The organism is Dellaglioa sp. CoH-57-MRSF-22 (assembly GCF_056781895.1).
Genome location: NZ_JBXAXT010000151.1, coordinates 1 through 329 on the forward strand (window position 1 = coordinate 1; position 329 = coordinate 329).

At 53.5% G+C, this 329-nt stretch carries 1 protein-coding gene; it reads right to left on the reverse strand.

Annotated elements, in window-relative coordinates; all coding sequences use genetic code 11:
- On the reverse strand, positions 1-329 hold a 329-nt coding region (locus AC1RPR_RS08615; protein WP_481763536.1), incomplete at both ends, for a hypothetical protein.

Genomic DNA, 329 nt, shown 5'->3' on the forward strand with positions numbered 1-329 from the left:
AAGTCATACAGCACGTCGCGCATGCGGTCGATGGAGGCGCGTGCCTTCGAGAACTGGGGGTCCTTCATCGAGACCTCGAACACCATGTCTTTCGACTTGATGGTGGCGGTAGCAGATTCCGCTTTCTTCTGCCAAGTGGTGCCAACCTTCGAGAGGAACGGACCAAGAATCTCGTCCTTGAAATTGACGCCGATCCCGCGAATGTTGTGCTGGTCAGTCACGAGTTTGATCGTTGGTAGGAAATCCTCGTGAAAGATTGTGAGCGGGATGCCGACATCCGCAAGTACCTTGTACGATTCCGAGTCTGCCGGAATCAACCACTGCTTAAT